We start from the raw sequence: 15,320 nt of genomic DNA on the forward strand, positions 1-15,320 counted from the left end.
AGACCTCGGTGGCAAACGGTGTCGTCAACAGCGTCTGGGGTTCACCATGCATTGGCCGGTCCATCATGGGTCAGCAACTGCTGGAACTGCTCCGAAGACACGGCGTGGGAGATCAGGAAACCCTGGACCTGAGTGCAGTCGATTTTACGCAACAGAGCAAGTTCTTGCGCGGTTTCCACGCCTTCGGCGACCACCGTCAGGCCCAGTTGGCGACCCAACGTGACAATGCTGGTCAGCGCCTGCGCGAGTTCGGCGTTGCTGTTGCAACCCTGCACCAGCGCGCGGTCGATTTTCAGCTCGGTGAAAGGCGCCGACACCAGGTTCATGTAAGAACTGTAGCCCTTGCCGAAATCATCTTGGGACAAGCCGAAACCCTTGATGCGCAAGCGGCAGGCGCCGGCGTAGAAATTGCTGATGTCATCGGGCACCGAGCATTCCATCAACTCGAAGCAGATCCGCGCCGGCAGGCCTTCGTGTTGCAGCACGAAAGCGAGGATGCGGTCCGGCAGATCATGGCTGTTAAGCAGGTGCGTCGGTAAATTGATCGACACCGGGATGTCGTAGCCCTGCTGGCGCCATACGGTTTGCGCGGCAATCGCCTGCTCCAGCATTCGCCAGAGCAGACGCTCTTCGAGGTCGTAAGCAATCAGCGCCGGTAGAAATGCCCCCGGCAACAGCGTGCCATGTGCGGGGTGTTCCCAGCGCACCAAGGCTTCGGCGGCGACGATGCGGCCATTGTCCAGCGCCTTTTTGGGTTGGAACCAGGCCTGTAATTCACCCTTGTCCAAGGCGTGCAGAATACTTTGCCGATCAATACCGGGCTGCGTTGCGACCGGGGCGGCCTGACGCAGCGTCTGCAACTGCTCGATCAGACAGCGCAAGGCAGCGCTATTGACCGGTTTGGAAATCAGACCGATGACTTTGACTTGCAGGTTGCTCGCCACCAGGCTCGCGCCCATCAGCATGCGCCGCGAGGCCGCGCTCATGATTGCCAGTGCCGGGCGCGAGGGCTGCGCGGCCAGGCCCTGGATGAACTGCACGCCGTCCATGCCCGGCATCAGCAGATCGGTGAGGACCAGATCGAACTCACGGTTTTTCAGACGCCGCAAGGCTTCTTCGCCGTCCCGTGCAAATTCCAGATCGAACACACCCAGTTCGTTGAACAGGTTTTGCAAATACAGGTGCTGGAACGGATGATCTTCGACAATCAGCAGGCTAGAGGACTTCATCGGCGACTCGTTGGTAGGGAGCCAGGACGATCGACAAGGCTCTTAGCGTAAAAGGTTTGACCAGGCAATGGTTCATACCGGCGGCCAGGCACAGGGCTTCTTCACCGCGCAGGGCGTTGGCGGTGGCGCCGATGATCGGCATGGTGCAGCCCAGGCGGCGCAAGGCCTTGGCCAATTCATAACCGTTGAGTCGTGGCATGTTGACGTCGCTGAGCACGACGTCGAAGGCGTCGTCCTGCCACAGTGACAACGCCTCTTCACCATCGCTGGCCAACGCCACCGTGCAGCCCAGCTCTTGCAACTGGTCGCGCAGGATCAACTGGTTGATGGCATTGTCTTCGGCCACGAGGATGTGCAGGTGTAATGGCGCCAGCATCTGGGTTTCTGTCTGTTGTGGATGCTCAACGATCTGTCCGCCCTGAGCCTGACGCACGGCCTGGCGGATCGCGGCCAGATCATTCAGATTCGCCATCCAGCCTCTGCCCGTGCATTGCGGCTCACAGGCAGCATCACCGCTGGCCAGTACGCGCGGTCCTGACCAGTGCAGTTCGCTGCGTTGCTCCATTGGCGCCGGGTACAGCTCCAGCAACACGCCAGCGTCGGCTGGTGCAGGGTTGGCCGGCGCGCCGAGGTGCGGTCGAGCACCCCAACGGCGCAGCCAGCCCGCGAGGCTTTCGGCCAGTTCGCGCACCGGCGACACCACGTAAACGGTTTCACCCGTCAGCTTTGGCGTTGCTGCGGGTAATCCGCTGCCCGCGCGTTGCTCCAGCGGCAAGGTCAGGGAAAAACTGCTGCCCAGCCCCGGTTCGCTGACCATGCGCAGCGTGCCGTTCATCAAATTCGTCAGCCGCAGGCAGATCGGCAGGCCCAACCCGGTGCCCGCGACCGCGTGGCTACTGCCTTGGGTCTGATAAAACGGCTCGAAGATAAACGCCTGATCATCGTGGGCAATACCGCGACCGGTGTCCGACACCTGCCATTGCACGCAGACGCGCTCACCTTCGCGGGACAGCGTTTTGACCCGCAATACCACGCGCCCGGAATCGGTGAATTTGACCGCGTTGCTCAACAGATTATTGAGAATCTGCCGCACCCGGCTGACATCGCCGACCAGGCTGTCGGGCAGTTGCGGATCAAAACAGGCATACAGTTGCAAACCTTTGCTCTGTGCCGCCGCCGCGTATCCCTGCACCACCTCATGCGCCAGTGCCACGATGGAAAAATCGCTCAGTTCCAGCGCCAGTTGCCCGGCTTCGATTTTCGACACATCGAGCACATCGCAGATCAATTGCAGCAGGGTCGCGGACGAGCCTTCGATCGCGCGCAAATAGCTTTGCTGCTGGGTGTCGAGCCGAGTGCGGGCGAGCAGTTCGAGGGTGCCGAGCACGCCATACAGCGGCGTGCGGATTTCGTGACTCATGGTTGCGAGAAACAGGGTTTTCGCTTCATTGGCGGCATCCGCCGACTGGCGCGCCTGCTCCAGCGCCGCTTCGATTTGCCGGCGCGCGCTGATGTCGCTGAAAGCGCAGAGCAACACGTCTTCGCCTTTGTAGCGGGTCGGCGCGCAGCTCAGGTACAGGTGCCGGCCATCAGCGGTGTCGAAATAGTCGGTCAGGCTGGGCGCCTTTTCGTCAAACGCAGCACGGATCCAGCCCGGGCCCAGATGCTTGCTGCACGTGCCCAGCCATTGTTGGGCGAGGGTGTTTTCCAGCACGACCTGGCCATCGCTGCGGCGTAACACGCAGAGTGCCACGGGGGCGGTCTGGATCACGTCGCGGCTGAACAACTCGCTTTCCACCAGCGCCTGAATCCGGTGCAGGGTCGGGGTGATGAAGCGATGTTCCAGACGTCGGGTCAGCAGGCACACCAGGCTGATGCTCGCCAGACAGAACAGCAGCGCGCCGAGCATCTGCGGCCACAAGGCCCAAAGCACCGCCAGCAAGTCGATGGAGTAGGTGAGTTGCCAGTCCGATGACTTGAGCTGTTTGCGCAAAACCAACTGTTCGGGCAGCCAGCCGTCGCCGACGAAACCGAAGAAATCCTGCTGACGCAGCAGTGGCAGATGTTGCCCCGGCGGTGGTTTGTGGCTGTTGCTGAACAGCGGCATCCCTTGCGAGTTGAACATGGTGAACTCGCCGGCGCTGTGGTCACTCAAGGCGTTGGAGACTTCACGGTCGTCCATTTCCAGACCGAGCCAGCCGGAATCGAGGTCGCGGTCATCCAGACGAATGAAAATGTACAGCTGCGAGTGCCCTTGCGCGTTGTGCGTCAGCCAGATTTCTTTCAGGGCATCGGTGTTGTCGCGCTTGAGGGTTTCCAGGCGGTCAAGCATCGCCCGCGGAAAGTCGCCGGCCATCGGAGTTGTGTTGTACAGGCGCCAGACCTGTGTGTCGGCACCGCTGCTGACGTAGAGCAAATTCAATTTGCGCAGTTGCAGAAAGTCGCGCATGCGCTGGGTCAACCAGATGCTCCATTGCTTGCCCGGGGTCTGGCCCAGCAGCAGACGAATCTCTTCTTCGGACAGCGGCGCGCTCAATGCGGTCTGGCGAGTCGCCGACAAACTGAGGCTTTCCAGCAGCGCTTCGCGGGTGGTGAAAAAGGTGTGTGCCTCGGCGATAGCGCTGCTCATGTAGCTGCGCCGCTGGGAGATCTCATTGTTGAAAGTGAACAGCAGAAAGCTGTACACGCCGCCGAGAATGCCGACGAGCAGCACCAACGCGAAAATGCGCAACAGGCGCCGCGCAGCATGAGGCGTCGACAGGACCGGGCTGATCTGGTGGAGGTAATTCTTCAATCGCATGCCGGCACAGTAGAGGCGAGCGTGTGCCGGGAAAATCAGACGATCCTTAAAGGCCTCACAGGTAATTGACGATGAAGGTCACTTCGGTGTTGGCGCTGCCCGCCTCGACACGCTCTGTGCCCAGACGGTAATACGCCGCCGAAAAGGGGATTTTGAAATTGAGCCCGGTGGTGGTGAAGCCGCTGAACGGATAGGTGGTGTCGAAGGCGATGGGCTGTCCGAGTTCATTCATCACTTGCAGGCCGATACCTTTGGCGGTGGAACTGGAGTTGAGCGCAACGACACCTTTGGTTGCATCAAGGATCGGGGTGTTGGCCTTGAGTGAATAAGTGACTTTCTTGATCCCGGTCTGGCATTGGTTCAAGGCAATGTCGAAGCGCACCTTGCGTGACGTGGCGCCGGCTTCGCGAAAGTCATGGAGCTGGTAATCGTCGCCCATCGCCACCGGGACAGACGGGGTCTGGCAGGAGGCTGCGTTCAATACGATCGGGTTCATCAGGTTGAGTTTCTTCAGGATCAGATCATCGTCCTGCAGGCTGCCCAGATACCCCGCGTCGATGTTGACTTTCGATGTCAGCTCGCCGGTCTTGATAATTTCCAGACGCACAGAGTTCCCGCCAAAGCCATAGCTGGTGTTCGGAGCGATGGCTTGCAGAGCTGTTTCGTAGCGGCTCATGGCTTCGAACCAGACGCGGTAGGACAGTCCGCTCTTGCCCAGCGGAAAAATACTGGTGGTACCGGTAGCGGTGCCCAGTTTCGGATTGATCTGAATGCCAAACATGGAAATCTTCGAACAGCTCCAGATATGCCCGGTTGACCGCACGGTGTCCTGATAGACCACGGTGCCATTGGGTGTGTCGGCAGGAATGGTCAGAGTGGAGCTGGCGAGACTGGCGCCAAAGTTTAGGGTTTCAGTCTTTGAATCGACCGCCACACAGCTGCCGGCCATGACGTTCGACGCGCAGGCAAACAGGGTGGCTGCGATACACAACAGGAGCGGGCGATGGAGTTTGAAGCGCTTCATGGAAAGAGTTTACGTATCGGCCAATGAACGGCGTACGTTAGCCACGGCACTAAAGCCTGAACATCAGGCGATTCCTAGAAAGCGATCATCCCTGGCACCGTGTCGCTGCATTCGCGAGCAGGCTCGCTCCCACATTGGAACGCGTTTTCCCTGTGGGAGCGAGCCTGCTCGCGAATGGGGTCGCCCGTGCAATAAATCCCAGCCCACTTGTCAACTAATTACCAAGCCTCCTAACTATTCCGTTGACATTCGCTGCCTAGGCAGTAACATCTCGACATACATTCACTGCCTAGGCAGTTATTAGGTGAGCAAATGAAGCATTTCACCCCGGACGAATTCAAACACTGCCATCTCGGCCTGTTGCTTGGCCGTGCTGCGCTGCTCAAGGACCGGATCATCGACACCCACATGGAACCCCACGGCATCACCGCCGCGCAGTTCAAGGTGTTGATCATCATGGCCCAGTTCGGCGTCGATACCCCGGCCGAACTATGCCGGCATCTGTCGCTCGACAGCGGTTCAATGACGCGCATGCTCGATCGTCTGGAGCAGAAAGACTTTCTCGCTCGCCAGCGCAGCGAAGGCGATCGCCGTCAGGTGCAACTGAAGCTCACCGAGCAAGGCCAGCAACTGACCGATCGCCTGCCGTACATCGGCGCCGACGCGATGAATGAACTGGCGGGCGCCGTCACCCCGGACGAGTTGAAAACCCTGGAATACATCCTCAAGAAAATCCTGCTGGCAGCCGGTGACCCGATCACCATCCAGCGCTTAGGTGAACACAATGAGCGGTAAAACCTTGCGCAGCAGCCTGACGCTGGTGCTGTCGGCGATGATCCTCGCCGGCTGCGCCAACTACAGCGGTCTCGACACTCAAGGCAAAAGCCTTGATGCGAAAACCCTGAAAGTCGGCCAATCCCTCAACGGCGTGACCCTGTCGCCAGCCGCATGGCCGAAAAGCGATTGGTGGACCAGCCTCGGCGATCCGCAACTCGACGGCCTGATCCGTGAAGCCCTGCACGACAGCCCGGACATGCAGATCGCTGAAGCCCGCGCGCATCAGGCCAGCGCCGCCGCGTATGCCGCCGACGCCGAGCGTTATCCGACCCTCGATGCCAGCGCCGGCATCAGCCGTTCGCGTCTGGCTCGCGATCAGGATCCGCTGGGGCAGGGCGGGGCTTATTCGACGGTGCGCAATGTCAGCGCCGGTTTCAATTACAACTTCGACCTCTGGGGCGGTCAGCGTGATGCCTGGGAAGCGGCACTCGGTGAGGCACGCGCCGCTGAAGTCGATCGTCAGGCTGCACAACTGACCCTGGCCGCCGACGTCGCTCGCGCTTACAGCGATCTCGGTCAGGCGCACATCGTTTATGACTTGGCCAACGAAGACCTCAAACGCACTAAACAAATGCTCGACCTGAGCCAGCGTCGCCTGAGTTCCGGGATCGACAGCCAGTACCAGTTCCAGCAAACCCAGAGCTTGGAAGCCAGTTCCGAAGCCAGCCTGATCGACGCAGAAAAACGCTTGAACAGCGCCAAAATCGCTTTGGCCGTGCTGCTCGGCAAAGGCCCGGATCGCGGCAACGAAATTGCCCGACCGAAAGTCCTGCAAGCCAGCGCTGTCGCTGTGCCGTCGGTGTTGCCGGCGGAACTGCTCGGCCGTCGCCCGGATCTGGTCGCCGCCCGTTGGCGCGTCGAGGCGGCGAGCAAAGACATCGACTCGGCGAAAACCCGCTTCTATCCCAACTTGAACCTGTCGGCCTCGGCCGGTGCCGAGTCCTTGTTGGGTGACGCGATGTTCGGTTCGGCCAGTCGCTTCTTCAACATTGCCCCGACCATTTCGGTGCCGATCTTCGACGGCGGACGCCTGCGCGCCAACCTCGATGCGCGCGACGCCGATTACGATCTGGCGGTGGCGCAGTACAACAAAAGTCTGGTGAAAGCACTGGGCGATGTCAGCGACGCGATCAACCAGTTGCGTGACATCGGCCGGCAGATCGGTGCGCAGCAACACGCCACCGACATCGCTCAGGATTCTTACAACACCGTCGTCCAGCGTTACGGTTCCGGCATCGGCAACTACCTGGACGTGCTCAGCATCGAGCAGCAATTGCTGCAGGCCCAGCGTCAATTGGCCACCCTCAATGCCGAGCAGATCGACCTGTCGATTCAACTGATGCAAGCGCTGGGCGGCGGCTTCCAGGGTGACACCCTGACCGCAGCCAACGCCAGCCCAGCCACGCCGCACAACTAATTCAAGGTAATTGTCATGGCCACTGCCGAAAATACCCAAGCTCAAGGCAACACCCCGGACACCGGCAACCCGCGCAAACGCAAAGTCATGCTGCTGGTGCTCGCCGTTGTCGTCGCGCTCGCCTGCGCCGGCGTCTGGGCGTATCACGAATTCATCGGGCGCTTTAACGAAAGCACCGACGACGCCTACGTCAACGGCAACGTCGTTGAAATCACCCCGCTGGTGACCGGCACTGTGGTCAGCATTGGCGCTGACGATGGTTATCTGGTTCACGAAGGCCAGGTGCTGATCAACTTCGACCCGAACGATGCCGAAGTCGGCCTGCAAAGTGCGCAGGCAAAACTGGCGCGCACCGTGCGTCAGGTGCGTGGCTTGTACAGCAACGTCGATGGCATGAAAGCCCAGGTCAACGCGCAGCAGGCCGAAGTGCAGAAAGCCCAGGACAACTACAACCGCCGGAAAAACCTCGCGCAGGGCGGGGCGATTTCCCAAGAAGAACTGTCCCACGCTCGCGACGATCTGACCTCGGCGCAGAACGCCCTGGCCAACGCCAAACAGCAACTGAAAACCACCAGCGCGCTGGTCGATGACACCGTGGTCTCGTCGCACCCGGACGTGATGTCGGCCGCTGCCGATCTGCGTCAGGCCTATCTGACCAATGCCCGCAGCACCTTGATCGCGCCGGTCACCGGTTACGTGGCCAAACGCACCGTGCAGCTCGGTCAGCGCGTGCAGCCGGGCACGGCGTTGATGGCAGTGATTCCGCTGGATCAGCTGTGGATCGACGCCAACTTCAAGGAAACCCAGTTGCGTGACATGCGCATCGGTCAGCCGGTCGACATCGAATCCGATATCTACGGCAGCGATGTGAAGTACAGCGGCACCGTCGACAGCCTCGGCGCCGGTACGGGTAGCGCGTTTGCCTTGCTGCCAGCGCAGAACGCCACCGGTAACTGGATCAAGATTGTTCAGCGTGTGCCAGTGCGCATTCACATCAATGCCGAAGAACTGGCCAAGCATCCGCTGCGTGTCGGTCTGTCGACCAATGTTGAAGTGAACCTGCACGACCAGAGCGGTCCGGTGCTGGCGCAGCAGCCGCCGCAAAAAGCCTCGTTCAGCACCAACGTCTACGACCGCCAACTGGCCGAAGCCGACGCGATGATTGCGCAGCTGATCCACGACAACAGCGCTGTGGTGAGCAAAACCGCACAACGCTGATACCGACACCGACCCTGTGGGAGCGAGCCTGCTCGCGAAAGCGGTGGTTCATTCAGCATTTATTTGTCTGAAAGGCCGCCTTCGCGAGCAGGCTCGCTCCCACAAAGGGCCCGGCGCTAATCAGGTTTCATAGGATTCACAATGAGCAATAACGCCTCTTTCACGCCGCCCAGCCTGTTGCTCAGCACCATCGGCCTGTCGCTGGCGACCTTCATGCAAGTGCTCGACACCACCATCGCCAACGTGGCGCTGCCGACCATATCCGGCAACCTCGGGGTGAGTTCGGAGCAGGGCACCTGGGTGATCACCTCGTTCGCCGTGAGCAACGCAATTGCGCTGCCGCTGACCGGTTGGCTCAGCCGTCGGTTCGGCGAGGTGAAGCTGTTTTTGTGGGCCACGATTCTGTTTGTGCTGGCCTCGTTCCTCTGCGGTATTTCGACCTCGATGCCGGAGCTGATCGGCTTCCGTGTGCTGCAAGGCCTGGTCGCCGGGCCGCTGTACCCGATGACGCAAACCCTGCTGATCGCGGTTTATCCGCCGGCGAAGCGAGGCATGGCTCTCGCGTTGCTGGCGATGGTCACGGTGGTCGCGCCGATTGCCGGGCCGATTCTCGGCGGCTGGATTACCGACAGTTACAGCTGGCCGTGGATCTTCTTCATCAACGTGCCGATCGGCATCTTTGCGGTGATGGTAGTGCGTTCGCAACTGGCCAAACGTCCGGTGGAAACCAGCCGTCAGCCAATGGATTACGTCGGACTGATCACGCTGATCATTGGCGTCGGCGCCTTGCAGGTGATCCTCGACAAGGGCAATGACCTGGACTGGTTCGAGTCGAACTTCATCATCATCGGCGCGGCGATCTCGGTGATCGCGCTGGCGGTGTTCGTCATCTGGGAAATGACCGATCAGCATCCGGTGGTCAACTTGCGGCTATTCGCCTACCGCAACTTCCGCATTGGTACGCTGGTGTTGGTGCTGGGTTACGCCGGGTTCTTCGGCATCAACCTGATCTTGCCGCAGTGGTTGCAGACGCAAATGGGCTACACCGCGACCTGGGCGGGTCTGGCCGTGGCGCCGATCGGCATTCTGCCGGTGCTGCTGTCGCCGTTTGTCGGCAAGTACGCGAACAAGTTCGACCTGCGTTTGCTGGCCGGGTTGGCGTTTCTGGCGATTGGCTTGAGTTGCTTCATGCGGGCGGGATTCACCAATGAGGTGGACTTCCAGCACATCGCTTTGGTGCAGCTGTTCATGGGTATTGGCGTGGCGCTGTTCTTCATGCCGACCTTGAGCATTCTGATGTCGGACCTGCCGCCGAGCCAGATTGCCGATGGTGCCGGTCTGGCGACTTTTCTGCGGACGTTGGGCGGTAGCTTTGCGGCGTCGCTGACCACCTGGATCTGGATTCGCCGCGCGGATCAGCATCATGCGTATATGAGTGAAAGTATCAGCACCTTTGAGCCGGCGACGCGCGAGACCTTGAATCATTTGGGCGGGGCTAGCCAGTCGGCGTATGCGCAGATGGATCAGATTTTGACGAGCCAGGCGTACATGCTCTCCACCGTGGATTACTTCACGTTGCTGGGCTGGGGGTTTATGGGGTTGATTCTGATTGTGTGGCTGGCGAAACCGCCGTTTGCCGCCAAGGCAGGGCCTGCTGCTTCCGGGCACTAAGGTCAAACGCCCCTGACCCTAACCCTCTCCCGGAGGGAGAGGGGACTGACCGAGTTGATTGTTCGAGGTACACCGACTTGCGATACCGAGTTGAACTCAGGTTTTGAGCTGCATGCGGTCAGCTCCCTTTCCCCTTCGCCCAGTGGGGGAGGGAGGACTTACTGCGTTGGATGTTCGGGATACATCTACCTGACAGACTTCAGTCGAACTCTGGTTTGAAAAGCATAGAGATCGGCTCCCTTTCCCCCTCGCCCCCTTGGGGGCGGTCCGACGTTTCGGGAGGGCTGGGGTGAGGGGGTAGCGATCTTCAGCCGTGCGGCAAAGCCAGCGGCGGGGCGAAATCGAACGGCGCCAACGCGTACCCGCTCTCATCCACCTGCAACGCCCAACCCTGACGATCCCAATCCCCCAGCACAATCCGCTTCGCCGCTTGCTCACCGAGCTGCAGCTTATGGATCGCCGGGCGATGAGTGTGCCCGTGAATAAGGGTTTTCACCCCATATTCCTGCATGATCCGCGGAACTTCCTCAGGCGTAACATCAACAATGTCATTGGCCTTCATCCGCGTCTGCGCCTTACTCTCGCTGCGCAGCTTGCGCGCCAGTTTATGGCGGCTGCTCAAGGGCAGGTTGCGCAGGATAAATAGCGTGATCGGATTACGCAGATAACGCCGCAGCTTCATATAACCGACGTCGCGGGTGCACAGGCTGTCGCCGTGCATCAACAGCACCGGCTCGCCGTAAAACTGCACGACACTCGGATCCTTCAACAACGTACAGCCGGCCTGCTTGCAGAAGGCCTTGCCGAGCATGAAGTCGCGATTGCCGTGCATCAGAAAAATCGCCGTGCCGCTGTCGCTGAGTTCGCGCAGGGCCTGGCAGATGGAACGCTGGAAGGGCGTCATGGCGTCGTCGCCAATCCACGCTTCGAAGAAGTCGCCAAGGATGTACAACGCACTCGCCGAGCGGGCGCGTCCGGCGAGCAAATCCAGAAACGCCCGGGTAATGTCCGGGCGCTCCTCTTCCAGATGCAAGTCTGAAATCAGCAATATCACGCTTCGATGATCTCGGCTTTCTCGATGATCACGTCGTCTGCTGGTACGTCCTGGTGGCCGGCCTTGGAAGTGGTCGAAACACCTTTGATCTTGTCGACAACGTCGGTGCCAGCGGTCACTTTACCGAATACTGCGTAGCCCCAGCCTTGCACATTCTTGCCGCTGTGGTTGAGGAAGGTGTTGTCGGCAACGTTGATGAAGAACTGCGCGGAAGCCGAATGCGGCTCCATGGTGCGGGCCATGGCAACGGTGTACTTCTCGTTGGAAAGACCGTTGTCAGCTTCGTTCTGGATGCTTGGACGCTTGTCTTTCTTTTCCTTCATGCCTGGCTCGAAACCGCCGCCCTGGATCATGAAGTTACCGATGACACGGTGGAAAACGGTGTTTTCGTAGTGACCGGCCTTAACATATTCGATGAAGTTGGCGACGGTGATCGGCGCCTTTTCAGCGTTCAGTTCGATGACGATGTCGCCATGATTGGTGGTCAATTTAACTTGAGTCATGATCGGTGCTCTTTTTCAATGAAGCGTTTTATAAGGAATTCGTGGGCAATGGGACATTTGCGCCCGTTACCGGTTCAGCCCGTGGGCCAAGGTGCGCAGTTTAGCGTGACAGGCGCGAATTTCGAGGCTGTTTTTCCAAATCCCTGCGATTAAATGCGCTCCTTTATAGGCCGTGCTCTGTCAGCCCCTTGACAGCATCGGCTATGATAGCGGCTTTGTTTTGTCTGGCCCCCTCTGCGGCCGCGCACATGTAAGTCAAGGATCCTATGAGCAAGCCCACTGTCGACCCTACCTCGAATGCCAAGTCCGGCCCTGCCGTGCCGGTCAATTTCCTGCGGCCGATCATCCAGGCAGACCTGGACTCGGGCAAGCACACGCAGATCGTCACCCGTTTCCCGCCTGAGCCCAACGGCTACCTGCACATCGGCCACGCCAAGTCGATCTGCGTGAACTTCGGCCTGGCCCAGGAGTTCGGCGGCGTCACGCACTTGCGTTTCGACGACACCAACCCGGCCAAGGAAGACCAGGAGTACATCGACGCGATCGAAAGCGACGTCAAATGGCTGGGTTTCGAATGGTCCGGCGAAGTGCGCTACGCCTCGCAGTATTTCGACCAGTTGCACGATTGGGCCGTTGAGCTGATCAAGGCCGGCAAGGCTTACGTCGACGACCTGACCCCGGAGCAGGCCAAGGAATACCGTGGCAGCCTGACCGAGCCGGGCAAGAACAGCCCGTTCCGCGACCGTTCCGTTGAAGAAAACCTCGACTGGTTCGCCCGTATGCGCGCCGGTGAGTTCCCGGACGGCGCCCGCGTGCTGCGTGCCAAAATCGACATGGCCTCGCCGAACATGAACCTGCGCGACCCGATCATGTATCGCATCCGTCACGCGCATCACCACCAGACCGGCGACAAGTGGTGCATCTACCCGAACTACGATTTCACCCACGGTCAGTCGGACGCCATCGAAGGCATCACCCACTCGATCTGCACCCTTGAGTTCGAAAGCCATCGTCCGCTGTACGAGTGGTTCCTCGACGCGTTGCCAGTGCCGGCGCACCCGCGTCAGTACGAGTTCAGCCGTCTGAACCTCAACTACACCATCACCAGCAAGCGCAAGCTCAAGCAACTGGTCGATGAAAAACACGTCAACGGTTGGGACGATCCGCGCATGTCCACGCTGTCGGGCTTCCGCCGCCGTGGCTACACACCGAAATCGATCCGCAATTTCTGCGAAATGATCGGCACCAACCGTTCCGACGGCGTGGTCGACTTCGGCATGCTCGAATTCAGCATCCGTGACGACCTCGACCAGACCGCACCGCGCGCCATGTGCGTACTGCGTCCGCTGAAAGTCGTCATCACCAACTACCCGGAAGGCCAGGTCGAAAACCTCGAACTGCCGCGTCACCCGAAAGAAGACATGGGCGTGCGCGCACTGCCGTTTGCCCGGGAAATCTACATCGACCGTGACGACTTCATGGAAGAGCCGCCGAAGGGCTACAAGCGCCTCGAACCGGCCGGCGAAGTGCGTCTGCGTGGCAGCTACGTGATCCGTGCCGACGAAGCGATCAAGGACGCCGATGGCAACATCGTCGAACTGCGTTGCTCGTACGACCCGGAAACCCTCGGCAAGAACCCTGAAGGTCGCAAGGTCAAAGGCGTGATCCACTGGGTGCCGGCTGCCGCCAGCGTCGAGTGCGAAGTGCGTCTGTACGATCGTCTGTTCCGTTCGGCCAACCCTGAGAAGGCCGAAGACAGCGCGAGTTTCCTCGACAACATCAACCCTGATTCGCTGCAGGTACTCACCGGTTGTCGTGCTGAGCCATCGCTTGGCAATGCACAGCCGGAAGACCGTTTCCAGTTCGAGCGCGAAGGCTACTTCGTTGCCGATTTGAAGGACTCGAAACCAGGTCAACCGGTATTCAACCGTACCGTGACCCTGCGTGATTCGTGGGGCCAGTGATTCAGCGTCAAGGGAAATAACGTGCTAACGATCTACAACACGCTCACCAAGAGCAAAGAAGTCTTCAAGCCGCTGGATGGCAACAAGGTGCGCATGTACGTCTGCGGGATGACCGTGTACGACTACTGCCACCTTGGCCACGGCCGCAGCATGGTCGCGTTCGACCTGGTGACCCGCTGGTTGCGGTTCAGCGGTTACGACCTGACCTACGTGCGCAACATCACCGACATCGACGACAAGATCATCAACCGCGCCAACGAGAACGGTGAATCGTTCGAAGCGTTGACCGAGCGCATGATCGCCGCGATGCACGAAGACGAAGCGCGCCTGAACATCAAGAAGCCGGACATGGAACCGCGCGCCACGGATCACATTCCGGGCATGCATGCGATGATCCAGACCTTGATCGACAAGGGTTACGCCTACGCTCCGGGCAACGGCGACGTGTACTACCGCGTCGCCAAGTTCATGGGCTACGGCAAGCTGTCGCGCAAGAAAATCGAAGACCTGCGCATCGGCGCGCGCATCGAAGTCGACGAGTCGAAACAGGACCCGCTCGACTTCGTGCTGTGGAAAGCCGCCAAGCCGGGCGAGCCGAGCTGGGAATCGCCATGGGGCGCCGGGCGTCCAGGCTGGCACATCGAGTGCTCGGTGATGTCCACCTGCTGCCTCGGCGAGACCTTCGACATTCATGGCGGCGGCAGCGACCTCGAGTTCCCGCACCACGAAAACGAAATCGCCCAGAGCGAAGCGGCCACCGGCAAGACCTACGCCAACGCGTGGATGCATTGCGGCATGATCCGTATCAATGGCGAGAAGATGTCCAAGTCCTTGAACAACTTCTTCACCATTCGCGACGTGCTGGAAAAGTATCACCCGGAAGTCGTGCGCTACCTGCTGGTGTCGAGCCACTACCGCAGCGCGATCAACTACTCGGAAGACAACCTCAAGGATGCCAAAGGCGCTCTCGAGCGTTTCTACCACGCGTTGAAAGGCCTGCCGACTGTGGCGCCGGCGGGCGGCGAAGCGTTTGTTGAACGCTTCACCACGGTGATGAACGACGACTTCGGCACGCCGGAAGCCTGTGCGGTGCTGTTCGAGATGGTGCGTGAGATCAACCGTCTGCGTGAGAGCGATCTCGATGCAGCGGCGGGTCTGGCGGCACGTCTGAAAGAGCTGGCGAGCGTGCTGGGTGTGTTGCAGTTGGAGGCGGATGACTTCCTGCAGGCGGGCGCTGAAGGGCGTGTCGATGCGGCTGAGGTTGATGCGCTGATTGCGGCGCGTCTGGCGGCACGTGCGGGTAAGGATTGGGCTGAGTCCGATCGTATCCGTGATCAGCTGACGGCGATGGGCGTTGTGTTGGAAGACGGCAAGGGTGGGACTACCTGGCGTTTGGCTGACTGATAGCTGTGTTTCGCTTCAAAACAAAACCCGCCTTGTGCGGGTTTTTGTTTGGACGCTGGAAAAGCCCCTCACCCTAGCCCTCTCCCAGAGGGAGAGGGGACCGAATGGGGGATGCTCAGGAAACACGCCGACTTGAACGTGCTGCTTTGAATCCATAATCGACTGGTTTTTTCAGGTCGATGTACAACGCCAGACACCT

Annotated in this window: 11 protein-coding genes; 6 read left to right on the top strand and 5 right to left on the bottom strand. The window is 59.9% G+C overall.

All coding sequences use genetic code 11. The features are described from left to right. Nucleotides 1-41: 41 nt before the first annotated feature. From F8N44_RS25960 to F8N44_RS25970, 3 genes are read right to left on the bottom strand one after another with little or no spacing between them, the layout of a single operon-like run. Complete coding sequence (locus F8N44_RS25960) at nt 42-1,229, bottom strand: EAL domain-containing protein (protein WP_150652308.1); 1,188 nt, start codon at nt 1,227-1,229, stop codon at nt 42-44. Beyond that, the gene (locus F8N44_RS25965; protein ID WP_150652309.1) at nt 1,216-4,029 is read right to left on the bottom strand and encodes an ATP-binding protein; all 2,814 of its coding nucleotides are present in this window, start codon (nt 4,027-4,029) and stop codon (nt 1,216-1,218) included. Before F8N44_RS25965 ends, F8N44_RS25960 begins: the two co-directional genes overlap by 14 nt. 55 nt (nt 4,030-4,084) lie before the next feature. Continuing rightward, nucleotides 4,085-5,053, bottom strand: a complete 969-nt coding sequence (locus F8N44_RS25970; protein ID WP_150652310.1) for a fimbrial protein — start codon at nt 5,051-5,053, stop codon at nt 4,085-4,087. 312 nt (nt 5,054-5,365) lie between these two features. Here F8N44_RS25970 and F8N44_RS25975 point away from each other — a divergent pair, with 312 nt between their 5' ends. The 4 genes from F8N44_RS25975 to F8N44_RS25990 all read left to right on the top strand — a co-directional run bounded on the left by F8N44_RS25975 (nt 5,366) and on the right by F8N44_RS25990 (nt 10,196). After that, a complete protein-coding gene (locus tag F8N44_RS25975) occupies nt 5,366-5,848 on the top strand; it encodes a MarR family winged helix-turn-helix transcriptional regulator (protein ID WP_150652311.1) in 483 nt (160 codons plus the stop codon). Beyond that, entirely contained in the window at nt 5,838-7,307 is a 1,470-nt protein-coding gene (locus F8N44_RS25980) for an efflux transporter outer membrane subunit (RefSeq protein ID WP_150652312.1), read from the top strand. The genes F8N44_RS25975 and F8N44_RS25980 overlap by 11 nt, the downstream gene beginning before the upstream one ends. 15 nt (nt 7,308-7,322) lie before the next feature. Next, nucleotides 7,323-8,525: an efflux RND transporter periplasmic adaptor subunit gene (locus tag F8N44_RS25985; protein WP_150652313.1), complete on the top strand. Its 1,203-nt coding sequence runs from the start codon at nt 7,323-7,325 to the stop codon at nt 8,523-8,525. Nucleotides 8,526-8,666: 141 nt separating this feature from the next. Beyond that, nucleotides 8,667-10,196 (top strand): DHA2 family efflux MFS transporter permease subunit, encoded by a 1,530-nt coding sequence (locus F8N44_RS25990; protein ID WP_095050765.1) that lies wholly within the window; start codon nt 8,667-8,669, stop codon nt 10,194-10,196. Nucleotides 10,197-10,503: 307 nt separating this feature from the next. Here the strand turns inward: F8N44_RS25990 and lpxH are convergent, their stop codons facing one another. Together lpxH and F8N44_RS26000 are read right to left on the bottom strand one after the other, a co-directional pair. Next, the gene (gene lpxH, locus F8N44_RS25995) at nt 10,504-11,250 is read right to left on the bottom strand and encodes a UDP-2,3-diacylglucosamine diphosphatase (protein ID WP_150652314.1); all 747 of its coding nucleotides are present in this window, start codon (nt 11,248-11,250) and stop codon (nt 10,504-10,506) included. Further along, entirely contained in the window at nt 11,247-11,753 is a 507-nt protein-coding gene (locus F8N44_RS26000; RefSeq protein WP_150652315.1) for a peptidylprolyl isomerase, read from the bottom strand. Before F8N44_RS26000 ends, lpxH begins: the two co-directional genes overlap by 4 nt. Before the next feature lie 266 nt (nt 11,754-12,019). On the opposite strand from F8N44_RS26000, the gene F8N44_RS26005 reads away from it, so the two are divergent. Further along, nucleotides 12,020-13,717 carry a glutamine--tRNA ligase/YqeY domain fusion protein gene (locus tag F8N44_RS26005; protein ID WP_016986557.1) on the top strand — a complete coding sequence of 566 codons (1,698 nt, stop codon included), beginning with the start codon at nt 12,020-12,022 and terminating at the stop codon, nt 13,715-13,717. 21 nt (nt 13,718-13,738) lie between these two features. After that, nucleotides 13,739-15,121, top strand: a complete 1,383-nt coding sequence (cysS, locus tag F8N44_RS26010) for a cysteine--tRNA ligase (RefSeq protein ID WP_016986558.1) — start codon at nt 13,739-13,741, stop codon at nt 15,119-15,121. Nucleotides 15,122-15,320: the final 199 nt, after the last annotated feature.

The sequence above is a fragment of the Pseudomonas fluorescens genome, from assembly GCF_902497745.1.
Classification (GTDB): domain Bacteria; phylum Pseudomonadota; class Gammaproteobacteria; order Pseudomonadales; family Pseudomonadaceae; genus Aquipseudomonas; species Aquipseudomonas fluorescens_BM.